The sequence below is a fragment of the Aeromonas sp. R5-4 genome, assembly GCF_040908215.1.
Lineage (GTDB): Bacteria > Pseudomonadota > Gammaproteobacteria > Enterobacterales > Aeromonadaceae > Aeromonas > Aeromonas veronii.
In genome coordinates, this window is record NZ_JBFODG010000034.1 from 88758 (window position 1) to 105362 (window position 16605).

Genomic DNA, 16605 nt, shown 5'->3' on the forward strand with positions numbered 1-16605 from the left:
CGGCGGCCATTGCGAAGAGGGGGATGAATGTATAACGGGGATAATTACATATCGCGCAACAAGCTGTTGAGCGGCTACCAGTTGGCCAAGTTGCACACCTTCGAGGCGGCCGCCCGCCACGGATCCTTTGCCATGGCAGCTGATGAATTGTCGCTGAGTCCCAGTGCCGTGAGTCACCGGATCAGCGCGCTGGAAGAGGAGCTGGGGTTCAAGCTCTTTGAGCGTTTTCACCGCAAGGTGGTACTGACGGCGGATGGGCAGCGGGTGTTCTGGGCGCTCAAATCCTCGCTGGAGTTCATCAATCAGGAGATCCTGGAGATCAAGAATCAGGAGCTCTCCGGTACCCTGACCATCTATTCGCGTCCCTCCATCGCCCAGTGCTGGCTGGTGCCCAGGTTGGCGGATTTCTCCCGCCTGCATCCGCAGATCGAGCTCAATATCATCACCGGCAACGAGAACATCAACCTGCATGGTTATGGCATCGATTTGACCCTCTATTTCGATGAGAAGAGTCCGGAGCGGCTTGCCATCCACCCGCTGATGGATGAGTACATGCTGCCGGTCTGCAGCCCGGCATATGCCGAGCAGCACAGGCTTGTCGGTAATCCCGCCAACTTGTCCTTGTGCCGTCTGCTTCATGATCGGCAGGCATGGGGATTTGACTCGGATACCGACGAATGGAGCAGCTGGGCTCGCCACGCCGGGGTCAGCCTCGAGGCATGCCAGCTGAGCATGGGTTTTGATCGCTCGGATCTCGCCATCATCGCCGCCATGAATCACGCCGGGATCGCCATGGGGCGCAAGAATCTGGTGAGCAAGCGACTGGCACGCAACGAGCTGGTGGCCCCTTTTGCCGGGCTGGAGATCAAGTGCGAGCAGCGTTATTACATGGCGACCCTGCCCAATCGGGCGTGTCCCAAGATCCAGGCCTTTATCGACTGGGCGCAGGAAATGGCTGCCGAGATGGAATGAGCCGCTGTTGTCAGGCGAGAGAACAAAATGGCGGCGGCAACATGCGAGTTAACGGAGGTAGCGGTTTAACATGGCGGGAAATAGGGGAGAGTGTCAGCGGAATAGCCTTGCTGCCAACCGTGGCTGGCAGCAAGGCAACGGTCGGGATCAGGTGGTCTTTTCCAGATGGTTCTGGTAAATCTGCTGCCACTTGTCCAGTTCGTTTTCATCACCCTGCTGCTGCCAGAACTCGCAGATGGAACTCGCCATCTCGCATGCCATGGCGTGGTCACCGTCACGGCGACTCATCAGGTATTGCCCCAGCCAGCTTTGATACTGTTTCATTGCACGATCTCCTTATCTATTTAACCCTTGATACTGCAGCTGTGGGACACCCGTCCGGCAGTGTTGCGCCACACTCCACTTTCGCCGCGCGCTGCTTGTTGTCGCCGCGCGTGTTGTCAATCAGGACAGAGAGCGTATGAGAAAAAGGCAAAAGTGTTAAAAATTGGCCACCACCTTATCACAAAATGGTGTGATATGCAGGCTTTGGGTCCAATTGAGTTATAAGCGCGGGTTGTGTGTCCCGACATCGCGACAGGGATTGACGGAGAGTATCGGCACGCAACTTGTGCCGCAAGCAGGCGTTTGAGCGGCTACTGGGTCACCCGACGTGCCTGCCAGTAGCGACTGTTCCAGTAGACGTTGTCGAGGCGGGAGCGGATCACTCCCTTGCTGGTGGAGGCGTGAATAAACTCGCCGGCACCTGTGTAGACCCCCACATGGTACTGTTGCCAGCCGGTTTTGAAGAAGACCAGATCCCCGTGTTGCAGCCGGTAGCGATCCACCGGTTTGCCAATGCTGGCCTGAGATTCGGTGGTTCTTGGCAGGTTGAAGCCCAGCACCTGACTGTAGGCGAGCTGGGTGAAGGCGGAGCAGTCTAGCCCGGCACGGCTGGCGCCGCCCATGCGGTAGGGAACACCGCGCCATTGTTGGTAGAAGCCATCAAAGGCACTGCTCTGCCGGGGGGCCGGAGGCGGCTCCGGCGTGCTGGAACAGGCGGCCAGCAGCAGAGTCAGCAGGGATAGCAGCAGCTTGCGATACATCGGGCTCTCTCCACGGACAGGTCTACCAAACGAGACATTTATCGAACGCCATATCCTGCCAAATCGTTTTGGCGGTAGGGGGCGCGACAACTTTTCCATCATAAACAAGGATCTGGCTCCAGACCTAGTCTCCGAGAGGAAAAATGTGGTGGGGAACTGAAAAACGCCAACCCGAGGGCTGGCGTTTGTTGTCACTCGTTGTGGCTGATCAGCGGTTTAAGCAGCTCGGCCAGCTTGTAGAAGGTCTGCACCCGGGTGGTGCTGGGGCGCCAGACCAACCCGATTTCGCGATAGGAGGTCTCTCCCGGCAGCGGGATGGCCACCAGATCGGAGTTGGCAAGAATGCCTGCATCGATGGCCATCTGCGGCAGGAAGGTGGTGCCAAGACCCGCTTCCACCATCTGTACCAGGGTGTGCAGGCTGGTGGCGGCGAACGGGTTGATCTTGCTCTTGTCCCGCAGGCGACAGGCGCTCACTGCGTGCTCGGTGAGGCAGTGCTCCCGCTCCAGCAGGAAGATGCTCTGGTTGGGCAGCTCCTTGTAGTCGAACGGGGTATGCAGACCGGCCGCCATGCTGGCGGGCATCACCATGTGGAACGGATCCTGGCCGACGGTCTTGCAGTGAAATCCACCGATCTCGATGGGCAGGGCGAGGATCAGCAAGTCGAGCTGACCCTGTTCCAGCTGCTTGAGCAGATTGCTGGTGGTGTCTTCACGCAGCAACAATTCGAGGTCAGGATAGGTTTTGCTGCACTCTTTCAGCAGCTTGCTCAGCAGGAAGGGGGCGATGGTGGGAATGCAGCCAAGACGTACCGTCCCCTGCATCACGCCGCCCTGATGTTGCCCGAGCTCCATGAGATCCCGCGCATCGGAGAGCAAATTGCGAGCGCGCTCGACGATTTCCATGCCGACCGGGGTCATAATGAAGCTCTTGTGGTCCCGCTCCACCAGTTGCAGGTTCATCATGTCCTCCAGCGTCTGGATCCCGGTACTCAGGGTCGACTGGCTGACATGACAGGCCTTGGCGGCGCGGTTGAAGTTCTTGTGCTCATCGAGAGCGACCAGATATTGCAGCTGTTTGAGGCTGGGCCAACGTTGCATAGAAAAACCCGATTAATGCTATCTATTTAATTTGATTTAACTAATCTACCACCGGGTCTATAGTTTGTCGCTTGAATTAGATGGACTTGGCTCTAGGTAGCCCAATCCTCACCGGATTGTTCACTTCACATAAAGAGGAATTGAATATGGTATTGGTAGGCCGTCCCGCACCCGATTTTACCGCCGCAGCTGTTTTGGGTAATGGCGAGATCGTTGATTCATTCAACCTGTCATCCCACATCAAAGGCAAAGCTGCCGTTGTCTTCTTTTATCCGCTCGATTTCACCTTCGTCTGCCCGTCCGAGCTGATTGCCTTCGATCACCGCTATGAAGAGTTCCAGAAGCGTGGCGTGGAAGTGATCGGTGTTTCCATCGATTCACAGTTCTCCCACAACGCATGGCGCAACACCAAAGTGGAAGATGGCGGTATCGGTCAGGTCAAGTACCCGCTGATCGCCGACGTGAAACACGAAATCTGCAAAGCCTATGACGTTGAGCATCCGGAAGCCGGCGTGGCGTTCCGTGGCTCCTTCCTGATCGACAAGAACGGTGTCGTTCGTCACCAGGTTGTCAACGATCTGCCGCTGGGCCGCAACATCGACGAGATGCTGCGCATGGTCGATGCCCTGCAATTCCACGAAGAGTACGGCGAAGTGTGCCCGGCTCAGTGGGAAAAAGGCAAAAAAGGTATGCAAGCCTCTCCGGACGGCGTTGCCAAGTACCTGTCCGAGAACGCTGACTCCCTGTAATCGAGTTGTACTCTCCTTGAAGAACCGGCGTCTTGGCGCCGGTTTTTTTATACCTGTGAGTCATCTATCCCCCTGATATCGCCGGTCACACTTTTCTCGCTCCATCGCTATTCCAAGCAGCTGTTCGCTGGCGTACTCGTTGTTTCGAAATGAGGTGCTGATCCGAATGGCTGGGTGGGGGGATATGCCGACAGACAATCGCCATAAAAAAAGCGCGCCATAGGCGCGCTCAGTTCACAAGCGGAGGTGTTATTCCTCAAAGATCCCGAAGTGATCCTTGGCGAAATTGACCCGCTGATCCACGTTCATCTTCACCTGCCCCAGCTTCTCGATGGTCTTGAGATTGGGCACCAGGCCGCGACCGTTGGCGATCTGGATGGCAAGACCCGGACGGGCGTTGAGCTCCAGCAGCATGGGGCCGCGGAACTTGTCCAGCACCATATCGGTACCGATATAACCCAGACCCGACATCTCGTAGCAGGAGGCGGCCAGGGTGAGCAGGGTATCCCAGTGGGGCACCTTGAGCTCATAGAGATCGAGGCCGGTGTCCGGATGGTGGCGCAGCGGATTGCCAAACTGCACCGCCCGCAGGGCACGACCGGTACGCAGGCACAGACCCACCCCCACGGCGCCCTGGTGCAGGTTCGCCTTGCCATCGGAGGCTGCGGTGGAGAGGCGCATCATCGCCATCACCGGGAACCCCTTGAAGATGATCACCCGGGCATCGGGTACCCCTTCAAAAGAGTAGCCGTCGAACACATCATCAAAGTTGATGAGGCCTTCGACCAGTGCCACGTCTGGCTTGCCGCCGAGCGAATAGAGCCCCGCCAGAATGTTGGAGACATGGCGCTCCAGATCCTGACCGTTGGAGGCGCTGCCGTTGGGCTTGTAGAAGAGGCCATCTTCCTGGCGCAGGATCACCAGGATCCCCTTGCCGCCCGAACCACGGGCCGGCTTGATGCAGAAGCCCGGCCAATCTTTTACCAGCTCGGTGATGCGACCCACATCGTGCTGGGCACGGATGGTACCGATCAGCTCAGGCACGGTGACCCCTGCATCCAGCGCAATTTGCTTGGTCTGCAGCTTGTCATCCACCAGCGGATAGAGGCTGCGCGGATTGTAGCGGCTGATATAGGAGTGGTTGCGCTTGTTCATGCCGAGGATGCCTGATTGGGACAGGCTCCACGGGGTTGTGTATTTTTCCCAGAACCACATCGGTTACTTGTCCTTACCCGGGGTGACGCCAGATTTCATTTCGTCCACCAGCGGCTTGAAGCGCTTCAGTTCGCTCAGCTTGTAGCCGGTGTAGTTACCCATCAACAGCACGGTCGCCATCAGCACCAGCTGCAGGCCGAGGAAGTTGAAGGTGAGGTGACGAATAAGCTCGTTATCCATGGCCAGATAGGCGATGACGGCAACCAGCAGAGAGCCACCACCCTGGCGGAACACCTCTTTCGGGCCCTCTTCTTCCCACAGGATGGACATCCGTTCGATGGTCCAGGAGAGGATGATCATCGGGAAGAAGGTGATCTTCATACCGTCGGTCAGCCCCAGCTTGAAGGCGAACGCGGAGAAGATACCGATCATCGAGATAACCATGATGATGATGGCCGATATTCGGGCGACCAGCAGCAGGTTAAGCCGCGACAGATAGGAGCGGATGATGAGACCGGTGCCGACGATCAGCAGGAAGCCGATGAGACCGGTGACCAGCGAGGTCTGGATAAAGGCGACCGCGATCAGCACAGGCATAAAGGTACCGGAGGTTTTGATCCCCACCAGAACCCGCAGGAACACCACCATCAGCACGCCGATCGGGATCAGCAGCAAGCCCTTGAACAGGGTCTGCTCTTCCAGCGGCAGGCTGTGGATGGAGAAGTTCATCATCTCTGATTTTTCGAACTTCTGCGCCAGTGCCACGCTAACCGGCTGCTCCTGCTCGATCATCGAGAAGCTGACACGGGAGTTGTGACCACCGGTCACGTCCAGCAGGGCGCCGGAGTTGTATTCCCACAGCAGCAGGTTGGCCGGACGGCCCTGTTCACCGGTTTGCGGGTTGAACAGCTTGTAGTCGGTCGGGCTGTTGAATACCTGCAGGTAATCCACCAGCTCCTGACGACGGCGGCCATCTTCCAGATTCAGGGCATGCACCACGCGGGTGGGGACGTCAGCATTGTTGAGCAGCTCGGCGATCAGGTTGGCGCGGCTCTTGTGCTTTTTCAGCAGCTCGGCATTCTGCTCCTGCTTCTCGATCTCCTTGATGATCTCGCGAGTCAGGGTGTAGCCATCGGCAGAGCGCTCCTGCGCCCGCTCGAGGATCTGTTTCATCGCGGTGGCATAAGGCTCACTCTCGATCTGCTTCTCGATGGCAGGCGGCTGCGGATTGGCGGCCGGTTTGGCGTGGGCATCCGCCATCATGTCGACGCGGTAATAGAGCTCCTGACGGCCAGAGGCGGTGCGGATGGACCACTCGGCACGGGCATCGCCATCTTTCTCGACAAAGGAGAGGCCGTAGCCGGGGCTGGCGGCGTTCTCGTTCATCAGGGTGAAACCGGGCTGGGTGCCCGGAATGGCCAGGGAGGCGATCACCGGCTCACCGGTCGCCTCAAACTCCAGCTTGGCTTCGATGGACCAGATCTGGCGCTTTTCACCGGGCGTCAGCGGCACATCCAACGCGATATGGTGATAGATCGTCATCCCCAGGCCGACAATGTACAGCAGGGCTACCAGCAAATAGAACGGCTTACGGGAAACCATGGATTATTTCACATCCTTGAGCTTGGGTTTGGGTTGGATATATTCGCGGGCCACATCAACCACGGCGATGTCTTTCAAAAATTCGCGACCCAGCAGCACAGGGAAGGTCATGTCGCTACGGTCTTTCAGGGTAAATTCGGCTTTCTCGGTCATGTCGCCAATGCGCACGGCCAGACGCACTACCGGACGGCGGTCCAGATCGTCGGCAGAGGCCTGACGCACCCGCACATGGCGTACCAGCGGCGCTTCGATCTGGATCTTGTCGTCCACTTCCTGATGGCTCAGGAAGAAGCGCACCCAGTTTTTGCCGTTGCGCTCGAAAATGGTGATCTCCTGCGCACTGATGGAGGAGGTGGTCGCTCCGGTATCGACCCGCGCCTGGAAGGCGTCGTTGGCCGCATCAACCCAGATCCACTCGGCTTCACCGACCATCAGTTTGCCATCGATGGTGTGACCCTGATTGGGGGCCGGGCACTTCTCGGTGGGGATGGACATCGGCTTGGGCGGCTCGGAGGGGAGGGTGGCGAGCTTGTGGTCTACTTGCTTGACGGACTCTTTCATATTGGTGACATCTGTGTTGAGCTGAACCAGCAGGTGCTGTTGCTGCACATACTGCTTCTGTTGCTGTTCCATGGATGTTTGCAGGCGCTGCTCACTCTGGCTCAGCTCGCTACGAAGCTCGGCCAGCGTCAGAGCAGGGACCTGAGGCGCTTTTTCCATATTGACACACCCGCCGAGACTAAGCAGGGAGAGCAGGGTCATTCCTTTTAATTTGCTTTTCATGTCATTCATTTAACTGTGCTTCCTGGAATTGGGTCAGTGTAACTTCCACAAGCGCCACCGGCTAGTCTTTGGCCTTGCGGGCAATCAGTACGGCACGTTTCGGCGCCGGGTGTCCTTCTACCGTGAGTGCCGGATTGTCTGGATCCAGATAGTCACTCAGGGATTCATTAATCATCCAGTCGGTACGACGCTGTTCGTCGGTGCTGGTCATATTCTCGTCTACTATCCGCACGTCGGTGAAGCCGCAGCGCTCGACCCACAGCTTGAGGGCGCGGCTTGAGGGAATAAACCAGACGTTGCGCATCTTGCCGTAACGGTCGGTGGGCATCAGCACGTCGTTGACCCCGCCATCAATCACTAGCGTCTCCAGCACCAGCTCGCCATCATCTTTCAATTGATTGCGCAGCTGCTCGATATGTTCGATGGGGGATTTGCGGTGATAGAGCACCCCCATGGAGAAGACGGTGTCAAAGGCACGCAGCTCCGGCAGCTCCTGAATACCGAGCGGCAGCAGGTGGGCGCGCTGATCATTGCCTGCGAAGTGGCGAATGGCCTCGAACTGGCAGAGGAACAGCGGGCTCGGGTCGATGCCGACTGCAAGCCGAGCCCCTTCACCCACCATGCGCCAGAGGTGGTAACCGCTGCCGCAGCCCACATCCAGCACATAACGGCCTTCGAGCGGGCTGATATGGGGCAGCACCCGATCCCACTTCCAGTCAGAGCGCCACTCGGTATCGATATGGATGCCGTGCACGGTGAACGGCCCCTTGCGCCAGGGCATGAAGTGGCGCAGCAGGCTCTCGACCTTCTTGCGCTCACCTTCGCCAAGGCTCTCGGCCGAGCCAATCTCGACCCGGCTTTTCAGCTCGATGTTGCCGGGAGCCACTTGCGGCAGCTTGTTGAGGGCGCGATTCCAGCGCGGCAGGTCGCCATGCTGGTTGTCATGTTGCCAGGCGTGCAGCTGGGCTGGCAGGGTATGCAGCCAGTGGCTCAGCCGGTTTTTGGCAATCAGTTGATAGAAATTGGCAAAGTCGATCATGGCTGGGCGTCGCTGGATTTGATGGCAATCATGGAGCCGAAGTTGAAGCACTGGAACCAGAGATCCTGATGGACGAAACCGGCATCCCGCAGGCGTGCCTGATGCACCGGCAGGCTGTCGGTGCGCATCACGTTCTCAAGGGCAGTGCGTTTCTGGCTGATCTCCAGCTCGCTGTAGCCATTGGCCCGCTTGAAGTCGAGATGCAGATCGATGAGCAACTCGTTGACCGGTTCATCTTCGAAGCGGAACTTTTCGCTCAGGATCAGGATCCCGCCCGAGCGCAGCCCATCGTGAATGCGCTGGATCAGGGCGGCCCGTTTCTCTGGTTCGACAAATTGCAGGGTGAAGTTGAGCACCACCACGGAGGCGTTCTCGATCTCGATGTCGCAGATATCTGCTTCCACCAGCTCCACCGGCACCTCGGATTTGAAACCGGAGAGGTGGGCGCGGGCGCGCTCAATCATCGGATGGGAGAGATCCACCGCGGTGATGCGGCAGCCGGGCTGGCTGACATGGCGACGCATCGCCTGGGTCGCGGCGCCCAGTGAGCAGCCGAGATCATAGAGTCGGCTCTCGGGTTGGGCGTAGCGGGCAGCCATCATGCCGATGGCAGAGATGATGTTGCTGTAACCCGGCACCGAGCGCTGGATCATATCGGGAAACACGTCGACGACCTGTTCGTCAAAACAGAAGTCACCCAATCGGGCGATCGGGGCGGCAAAAATTTGATCTTTGGTATGCATGCTGGCGCAGCCTGACAGTCGGGACATCACCCGGCTGTATTGTTCAATTGAGTCGTTGGGTGACACCCATCAGAGTAGATTTATCACCTGTTTACGAACGGGGTGGCTGGTCGTGAAATCCTTTGGACCTGTCCTGTTCGTACGGGCCATGTTCCGGACCCTTACTTGGGGCGGTAGTGTAGAGGATTGATGGCCGTTTGTCTTGACGCCAGGGCTTGCCACGCCACAAAAAAGCACTTTTTTTGCAGCGAAACGATGGCCGCAGAATGGGTTGGCTAAAAGCGCAGCACTCCCTGCCGTGCGCGATCGTTTTCCCCCGGCCAGGGGGCCATCTCCTGCTCCAGCAAGCGGGTGATCTGACGGGCCAGCTCAGGTGCCTGGGCGTTGTCGGCAGTATGTATATAGAGGTAGAGGTCTTTCCCCTCCGCGAGCCACTGGCGCCAGTGGGGGAGCCAGCTGGGCAGGAAGGGGTGATTGGCCGCCGGATCCGGCAGGCCGATAAAGCGCACCATAGGAGCGTTGGCGGTGGCCAGTAGATGTACCGGTAGGCGTGGCTTCTTGCCCTGGGCATCGACAAGGGCTGGCGTGGTTGCTGGCACCGAGAAGAGTGGCCGGCTGTCGAGCATCACCCGGTTCACTCCCTGTTCCATCAGCAGCCGGTTCAATGCCCGCTCGGCCTCCCCCTTGGCGAAGAAGTCGGGGTGACGCACTTCGAGGGCGTAGCGAAACTCCCGCGGCAGCCGATCGATGAAGGCCGCCAGTCTGGCCAGCCCCTGTGGCCCGAAACGGGCGGGCAACTGCAGAGTGAGCAGCCCCAGCTTGTCGTGTAGTGGCGCGAGCAGACGAATAAAGTCGGCGACTTGCTTGTCTGCGCTCACCAGATCGCTTTGGTGGCTGATGGTTTGCGGAAACTTGAAGTTGAAACGAAAGTGATTAGGCACCGCATCGGCCCAGCGCTGTACCGTGTCCTGTGTCGGCAGGGCGTAGAAGGTGGTGTTACCCTCCACCGAGTTGAAGACGGTCGCGTAGTGGGCGAGGTGTTCGGCAGGCTTGGCGCCAAGGCCCAGCAACTGGCCGGGCCAGCTGGGGTGGGACCACTGCGGCAGGCCCAAATAGAGGCTCATGATGGCTATTCTCTTCGCTCTTGGTGCATTCGTGCCGATTTTTTGCCCGCTTTTTGCCATCGAGTGCAAAAAACTGGCGAAAGGAGGCTGCTGGCCATTTTACCCAAAAGGGGGTTTTCCTCTATAATGCCAGCCCTTTTGTTTTTCAATTTCTTGTGACCCATGCCTATCTACGAATATCGTTGCGACGTCTGTGGCCATGAATTGGCAAAACTGCAAAAGCTTTCCGATGCCCCCCTGACCGACTGTCCGGCCTGTAGCAAGCCGAATCTGGTCAAGCTGATATCGGCGGCAGGCTTCCGGCTCAAGGGAACCGGATGGTACGAGACTGATTTCAAACCGGGTAAGAAAAAGAATCTGGCCAGCTGTGAGACAGACGGTGCTTGCCAGTCGTGCCCGGCGGCCCAAGGTTAACCGTCTCTCTACAATTTCGAAGGAAGAAGTCCATGCGCTCTATCTATTGCGGACAGGTCAATGAGGCCCATGCAGGGCAGACCATTACATTGTGCGGTTGGGTTCATCGTCGTCGTGATCTCGGCGGTCTGATCTTTATCGATATGCGCGACCGGGAAGGGATCGTTCAGGTGTTCTTCGATCCGGACAAGCCGGAGGCGTTCGCCCTGGCCTCCGAGCTGCGCGGCGAGTTCTGCATCCAGGTGACCGGCGTGGTGCGCACCCGTCCCGAGTCCCAGCGCAACAGCGACATGGCCACTGGCGCCATCGAAGTGTTCGCCCACGAACTCAACATCATCAACCGTGCCGAGCCGCTGCCGCTGGACTTCAATCAGGTCAACAGCGAAGAGATCAGCCTCAAGTATCGCTACCTGGATCTGCGTCGTCCCGAGATGGCCAAGTACCTGAAGACCCGTGCCAAGGCCAGCGCCTTCGTACGCCGCTTCATGGACGAGCACGGCTTCCTCGATATCGAGACCCCGATGCTGACCAAGGCCACCCCGGAAGGTGCCCGTGACTATCTGGTGCCGAGCCGCGTGCACAAGGGCAAGTTCTACGCTCTGCCGCAATCACCCCAGCTGTTCAAGCAGTTGCTGATGATGTCCGGCTTCGATCGCTACTACCAGATCGTCAAGTGCTTCCGTGACGAAGACCTGCGTGCCGACCGCCAGCCAGAATTCACCCAGATCGACGTGGAGACCTCCTTCATGACTGCGCCGCAAGTGCGTGAAGTGATGGAAGAGATGATCCGCAAACTGTGGCTGCACATCCTGAACGTGGATCTGGGCGACTTCCCGATCATGACCTTCGACGAAGCCATGCGTCGCTACGGCTCCGACAAGCCGGACCTGCGTCTGCCAATGGAGCTGGTTGATGTGGCTGATCTGCTGACTGCTGTCGAGTTCGCCGTGTTCGCGGGCCCCGCCAACGATCCTAAAGGCCGTGTGGCTGCCCTGAAAGTCCCGGGCGGTGCCGAGCTCTCTCGCAAGCAGATCGACGAATACACCAAGTTTGTCGGCATCTACGGTGCCAAGGGCCTGGCCTGGATGAAGGTCAACGAAGCGGCCAATGGTATCGAAGGCGTGCAGTCTCCGGTTGCCAAGTTCCTCTCTGACGCCATCGTGCGCGAGATCCTGGCTCGTACTGGCGCTGCCGACGGCGACATCATCTTCTTTGGCGCTGACAGCAAGAAAGTGGTCTGCGATGCCATGGGCGCCCTTCGTCTGAAAGTGGGTCGCGATCTGGGCCTGCTGGAGAACAGCTGGAAACCGCTGTGGGTCATCGACTTCCCGATGTTCGAGGAAGATGGTGAAGGTGGTCTGGCCGCCATGCACCACCCGTTCACCGCGCCAAGCAACATGAGCCCGGCCGAGCTGAAAGCCAACCCGGTGGGTGCTTACGCCAACGCCTACGACATGGTGATCAACGGCTACGAAGTGGGTGGCGGCTCTGTCCGTATCCACAACAGCGAGATGCAGTCCACCGTGTTCGACATCCTGGGTATCACCCCGGCCGAGCAGCGTCTGAAGTTTGGCTTCCTGCTGGATGCCCTGAAGTACGGTACCCCGCCGCACGCCGGTCTGGCCTTCGGTCTGGACCGTCTCAGCATGCTGCTGACCGGCACCGAAAACATTCGGGACGTCATCGCCTTCCCGAAAACGACCGCGGCCGCCTGTCTGATGACAGACGCCCCCAGCCTTGCCAACGCAGCCCAACTGGGTGAGCTGGCGATTGCAACCACCGTCAAGGGCGACGAGTAAGCCGATACCGGCACCGGAGGCCGCCGCCGTGCGGCCTCTGTGTTTCCCTTGGGTTAGTCATGATCAGTGTTACTGACATTTAAAAAATAACGGAGAGTCTCTATGGCAGGTCACAGTAAATGGGCCAACATCAAACACCGCAAGGCCGCTCAGGACGCCAAGCGTGGCAAGATCTTCACCAAGCTGATCCGCGAAATCACTACCTCCGCGCGTCTGGGTGATGCCGATCCGGCCAACAACCCGCGTCTGCGTGCTGCGGTGACTGCCGCCCTGACCAACAACATGACCCGCGACACCATCAACCGTGCCATTCAGCGTGGCGCCGGTGGTGGCGATGGCGAACAGCTCGAGACCATCGTGTACGAAGGTTACGGCCCGGCTGGCTCTGCGGTGATGGTAGAGTGCCTGACCGATAACCGTAACCGTACTGTTGCCGAAGTGCGCCACGCCTTCAGTAAGTGCGGTGGCAACCTGGGTACCGACGGCTCCGTCGCCTATCTGTTCAGCAAGAAAGGTCTGCTGACCTTCGTGGGCGTAGACGAAGATGCCCTGATGGATGCCGCGCTGGAAGCGGGCGCCGATGACGTGGTCACCGAAGAGGATGGCACCATCGAGGTGTACACCACCCCGAACGACTTCGGTACCGTGCTGGATGGTCTGGAAGCTGCCGGCTTCAAGGCCCAGAGCGCCGAAGTGACCATGATCCCCTCCACCGAAGCGGAGCTGGATGCAGAAACTGCACCCAAGCTGATGCGTCTGATCGACATGCTGGAAGATCTGGACGACGTGCAAGAGGTTTACCACAACGGCTCAATCTCCGATGAAGTCGCTGCGACCCTCTGATCGCTGAATTGTGCTCTCCCGATGGCAGCCTGATGGCTGCCATTTTTTTATCTTTGCATCGTGGCAACTGCTGATGTGTCGGTTGCGCAACCGGTGCTACAACTCTCTTCACTTACAATCTTTCCCGCTTTCTCCGCGAATTATCATTAATCTGTCCCTGCCAGTAGGTTGGCCCTGCACGTATGCCAGTCGGCAGTTCTGCTGCGTTGTGTTAGCGAGGCTCCGCTTATCCTGTTTATCACACCCATAGCTCTTGAGATGGCGTTGACTGCTCACATCTGCCCGTCAGGGTAATTCGTTGCGGGTAGGGGATAGGAGGTGATGGAGCGTGCTCTTGTTATCACCGAGGGCATCAATGCTGAGTCACAGGTTGGGCTGCCGATAACGGATTGGCTGGGGCGAGTTGGTTGGGAAGTTAGGGGCTGCACTAGCGCAATCGGCAGGGAGATGATGGCTGTGATTAGTGGCAAGTGGCAGATAAAAAAAGCCCGCGCAGTGCGCGGGCTTGTTATCTCAGGACCGGTTATCAGGCCTTGGATTTCTTCTTGCCTTCAACCTTGGCTTCAACCGGGGCAGCAGTTACCGGAGCGGCTTCGGTGAACGGACGACCGTAGTAGGAGTCCAGCAGAACCTGCTTCAGCTCGCTGATCAGCGGGTAGCGCGGGTTGGCACCGGTGCACTGGTCATCGAAAGCTTCGATCGCCAGCTGGTCAACCTTGGCCAGGAAGTCAGCTTCAGTCACGCCAGCTTCGCGGATAGAGGCCGGGATACCCAGGGTAGCCTTCAGCTCGTCCAGCCAGGTCAGCAGCTTCTCGATCTTGGCGGCGGTGCGGTCACCGGCAGCAGTCAGACCCAGGTGGTCAGCGACTTCGGCGTAACGACGACGAGCCTGCGGACGGTCGTACTGGGAGAACGCAGTCTGCTTGGTCGGGTTGTCGTTCGCGTTGTAGCGGATGACGTTGCTGATCAGCAGGGCGTTAGCCAGACCGTGCGGAATGTGGAACTCGGCACCCAGTTTGTGAGCCATGGAGTGGCACACACCCAGGAAGGCGTTGGCGAACGCGATACCGGCGATGGTGGCAGCATTGTGCACCTTCTCACGAGCGATCGGGTCGTTGGCACCGTTCTGGTAGCTGGACGGCAGGTACTCTTTCAGCATTTTCAGGGCTTGCAGCGCCTGGCCGTCGGAGTACTCGTTAGCCAGTACGGAAACATAGGCTTCCATGGCGTGAGTCACGGCATCGATACCACCGAAGGCACACAGGGACTTCGGCATACCCATGACCAGGTTGGCATCAACGATGGCCATGTTCGGGGTCAGCTCGTAGTCAGCCAGCGGATACTTCTGACCAGACACTTCATCGGTTACTACCGCAAACGGAGTGACTTCAGAGCCGGTACCGGAAGTGGTGGTGATACAGACCAGTTCGGCCTTCACGCCCATTTTCGGGAACTTGTAGATACGCTTGCGGATGTCCATGAAGCGCATGGCCAGATCTTCGAACGCAGTGTTCGGGTGCTCGTACATCACCCACATGATCTTGGCAGCATCCATCGGTGAACCACCGCCCAGCGCCAGGATAACGTCCGGTTTGAAGGAGTTGGCCATCTCGGCACCCTTGCGAACCACAGCCAGGGTCGGGTCAGCTTCTACTTCGTAGAACACTTCCACTTCCATATTCTGTGCTTTCAGCAAGCTGACCAGTTCATCGGCGTAGCCGTTGTTGAACAGGAAGCGGTCGGTCACGACCATGGCACGCTTTTTACCTTCCAGGTCGCTCAGAGCGATCGGCAGGGAACCACGACGGAAGTAGATGGATTTCGGAAGTTTGTGCCACAGCATGTTTTCTGCCCGTTTTGCGACTGTCTTCTTGTTGATCAGGTGCTTCGGACCCACGTTTTCGGAGATGGAGTTACCGCTCCAGGAGCCGCAACCCAGGGTCAGGGACGGAGCCATTGCGAAGTTGTACAGGTCACCGATACCGCCTTGGGTAGACGGAGTGTTGATCAGGATACGCGCGGTCTTCATCTTGTCGCCGAAGTACTTGATGCGGTCAGCGTTGCGGTCCTGGTCGGTGTACAGACCGGAGGTGTGGCCGATACCACCGATGTTGACCATGTCACAGGCCATATCAACGGCGTTTTCGAAGCTGCTAGCACGGAACATACCGAGCAGCGGGGACAATTTCTCGTGAGCAAACTCATCTTCTGCACACAGCTTGACGCCTTCACCAATCAGGATCTTGGTATCAGCCGGTACAGTCACGCCTGCCATCTCGGCAATCTTGGTGGCTGGCTGGCCAACGATGTTGGCGTTCAGGGCACCGTTGATTAGGATGACTTTACGTACCTTGTCAGCATCTTCTTTGGAGAGCACGTGGCCCTTGTGGGATGCAAAGCGCTCTTTAACCTGGTCGTAGATGGCATCAACAACGATGACTGCCTGCTCGGAAGCGCAGACCACGCCATTATCGAAAGTCTTGGACATCAGGATGGAGGCAACGGCACGCTTCACGTCGGCGGTTTCGTCGATAACGATAGGTACGTTACCGGCACCCACACCGATTGCAGGCTTACCGGAGGAGTAGGCTGCTTTCACCATGCCCGGGCCACCGGTAGCCAGGATCAGGTTGATGTCTTCGTGCTTCATCAGGGCGTTGGAGAGCTCAACAGACGGTTGGTCGATCCAGCCGATGATGTCTTTCGGTGCACCAGCTGCAACAGCTGCATCCAGTACCAGTTTGGCAGCGGTATTGGTGGAGTTCTTGGCACGGGGGTGCGGGGAGAAGATGATGGCGTTGCGGGTCTTGAGTGCGATCATGGATTTGAAGATCGCAGTAGAGGTCGGGTTGGTGGTCGGAACGATACCACAGATGATACCTACCGGCTCGGCGATGGTGATGGTACCCATCTGATCATCTTCGCTCAGAATGCCGCAGGTCTTCTCGTCTTTGTACTTGTTGTAGATGTATTCGGAGGCGAAGTGGTTCTTGATAACCTTGTCTTCGATGATACCCATACCGGATTCTTCCACGGCCATCTGGGCCAGGGGGATACGGGCGTTGTTGGCGGCCAGGGCGGCGGCACGGAAGATCTTGTCTACCTGCTCTTGAGAGAAGCTGGCGAATTCACGCTGGGCTTCCTTAACGCGGGCGACCAGTGCATCCAGTTCAGCCAAATTGGTTACTGCCATGTTT

The 16605-nt window shown here is 58.2% G+C and carries 15 protein-coding genes; 5 read left to right on the plus strand and 10 right to left on the minus strand.

Features of this window, described 5'->3' with window-relative positions; all coding sequences use genetic code 11:
* The first annotated feature begins 27 nt into the window (after positions 1-27).
* Positions 28-972 (plus strand): DNA-binding transcriptional regulator DsdC, encoded by a 945-nt coding sequence (gene dsdC, locus AB5Y83_RS18920; protein WP_236367363.1) that lies wholly within the window; start codon positions 28-30, stop codon positions 970-972.
* 147 nt (positions 973-1119) lie between these two features.
* On the opposite strand, the gene AB5Y83_RS18925 is transcribed toward dsdC, so the two are convergent.
* The 3 genes from AB5Y83_RS18925 to AB5Y83_RS18935 all read right to left on the minus strand — a co-directional run bounded on the left by AB5Y83_RS18925 (position 1120) and on the right by AB5Y83_RS18935 (position 3157).
* Positions 1120-1296 carry a hypothetical protein gene (locus AB5Y83_RS18925; protein ID WP_005337704.1) on the minus strand — a complete coding sequence of 59 codons (177 nt, stop codon included), beginning with the start codon at positions 1294-1296 and terminating at the stop codon, positions 1120-1122.
* 311 nt (positions 1297-1607) lie between these two features.
* A complete protein-coding gene (locus tag AB5Y83_RS18930) occupies positions 1608-2057 on the minus strand; it encodes a C40 family peptidase (protein WP_005337703.1) in 450 nt (149 codons plus the stop codon).
* 191 nt (positions 2058-2248) lie between these two features.
* Entirely contained in the window at positions 2249-3157 is a 909-nt protein-coding gene (locus AB5Y83_RS18935; protein WP_005337702.1) for a hydrogen peroxide-inducible genes activator, read from the minus strand.
* Between the two features lie 146 nt (positions 3158-3303).
* Here AB5Y83_RS18935 and AB5Y83_RS18940 point away from each other — a divergent pair, with 146 nt between their 5' ends.
* Positions 3304-3906, plus strand: coding sequence for a peroxiredoxin C (locus AB5Y83_RS18940; protein WP_368175761.1), 603 nt, complete (start codon positions 3304-3306; stop codon positions 3904-3906).
* A gap of 249 nt (positions 3907-4155) precedes the next feature.
* Here AB5Y83_RS18940 and AB5Y83_RS18945 read toward each other — a convergent pair whose 3' ends face one another.
* The 6 genes from AB5Y83_RS18945 to AB5Y83_RS18970 form a co-directional block, all read right to left on the minus strand.
* Entirely contained in the window at positions 4156-5121 is a 966-nt protein-coding gene (locus AB5Y83_RS18945) for an alpha-L-glutamate ligase-like protein (RefSeq protein WP_182963588.1), read from the minus strand.
* Positions 5122-5124: 3 nt separating this feature from the next.
* Positions 5125-6663, minus strand: coding sequence for an inactive transglutaminase family protein (locus AB5Y83_RS18950; RefSeq protein WP_005337699.1), 1539 nt, complete (start codon positions 6661-6663; stop codon positions 5125-5127).
* A 3-nt stretch (positions 6664-6666) separates the two neighbouring features.
* On the minus strand, positions 6667-7455 hold the full coding sequence (locus AB5Y83_RS18955) for an ATP-dependent zinc protease (protein ID WP_368175762.1): 789 nt from the start codon (positions 7453-7455) through the stop codon (positions 6667-6669).
* Between the two features lie 52 nt (positions 7456-7507).
* Complete coding sequence (cmoB, locus tag AB5Y83_RS18960) at positions 7508-8485, minus strand: tRNA 5-methoxyuridine(34)/uridine 5-oxyacetic acid(34) synthase CmoB (RefSeq protein WP_181223684.1); 978 nt, start codon at positions 8483-8485, stop codon at positions 7508-7510.
* Positions 8482-9228 carry a carboxy-S-adenosyl-L-methionine synthase CmoA gene (gene cmoA / locus AB5Y83_RS18965; RefSeq protein ID WP_368175763.1) on the minus strand — a complete coding sequence of 249 codons (747 nt, stop codon included), beginning with the start codon at positions 9226-9228 and terminating at the stop codon, positions 8482-8484. Before cmoA ends, cmoB begins: the two co-directional genes overlap by 4 nt.
* 275 nt (positions 9229-9503) lie before the next feature.
* On the minus strand, positions 9504-10352 hold the full coding sequence (locus AB5Y83_RS18970; RefSeq protein WP_021230618.1) for a DUF72 domain-containing protein: 849 nt from the start codon (positions 10350-10352) through the stop codon (positions 9504-9506).
* A gap of 162 nt (positions 10353-10514) precedes the next feature.
* On the opposite strand from AB5Y83_RS18970, the gene AB5Y83_RS18975 reads away from it, so the two are divergent.
* The 3 genes from AB5Y83_RS18975 (at position 10515) to AB5Y83_RS18985 (ending at position 13408) form a co-directional block, all read left to right on the plus strand.
* Positions 10515-10766 (plus strand): FmdB family zinc ribbon protein, encoded by a 252-nt coding sequence (locus AB5Y83_RS18975; RefSeq protein ID WP_005337686.1) that lies wholly within the window; start codon positions 10515-10517, stop codon positions 10764-10766.
* A 32-nt stretch (positions 10767-10798) separates the two neighbouring features.
* Positions 10799-12565, plus strand: coding sequence for an aspartate--tRNA ligase (gene aspS, locus AB5Y83_RS18980; RefSeq protein ID WP_005361614.1), 1767 nt, complete (start codon positions 10799-10801; stop codon positions 12563-12565).
* A 102-nt stretch (positions 12566-12667) separates the two neighbouring features.
* Positions 12668-13408 carry a YebC/PmpR family DNA-binding transcriptional regulator gene (locus AB5Y83_RS18985; RefSeq protein WP_005337681.1) on the plus strand — a complete coding sequence of 247 codons (741 nt, stop codon included), beginning with the start codon at positions 12668-12670 and terminating at the stop codon, positions 13406-13408.
* 526 nt (positions 13409-13934) lie between these two features.
* On the opposite strand, the gene adhE is transcribed toward AB5Y83_RS18985, so the two are convergent.
* Positions 13935-16601 carry a bifunctional acetaldehyde-CoA/alcohol dehydrogenase gene (gene adhE, locus AB5Y83_RS18990; RefSeq protein WP_019446648.1) on the minus strand — a complete coding sequence of 889 codons (2667 nt, stop codon included), beginning with the start codon at positions 16599-16601 and terminating at the stop codon, positions 13935-13937.
* Positions 16602-16605: the final 4 nt, after the last annotated feature.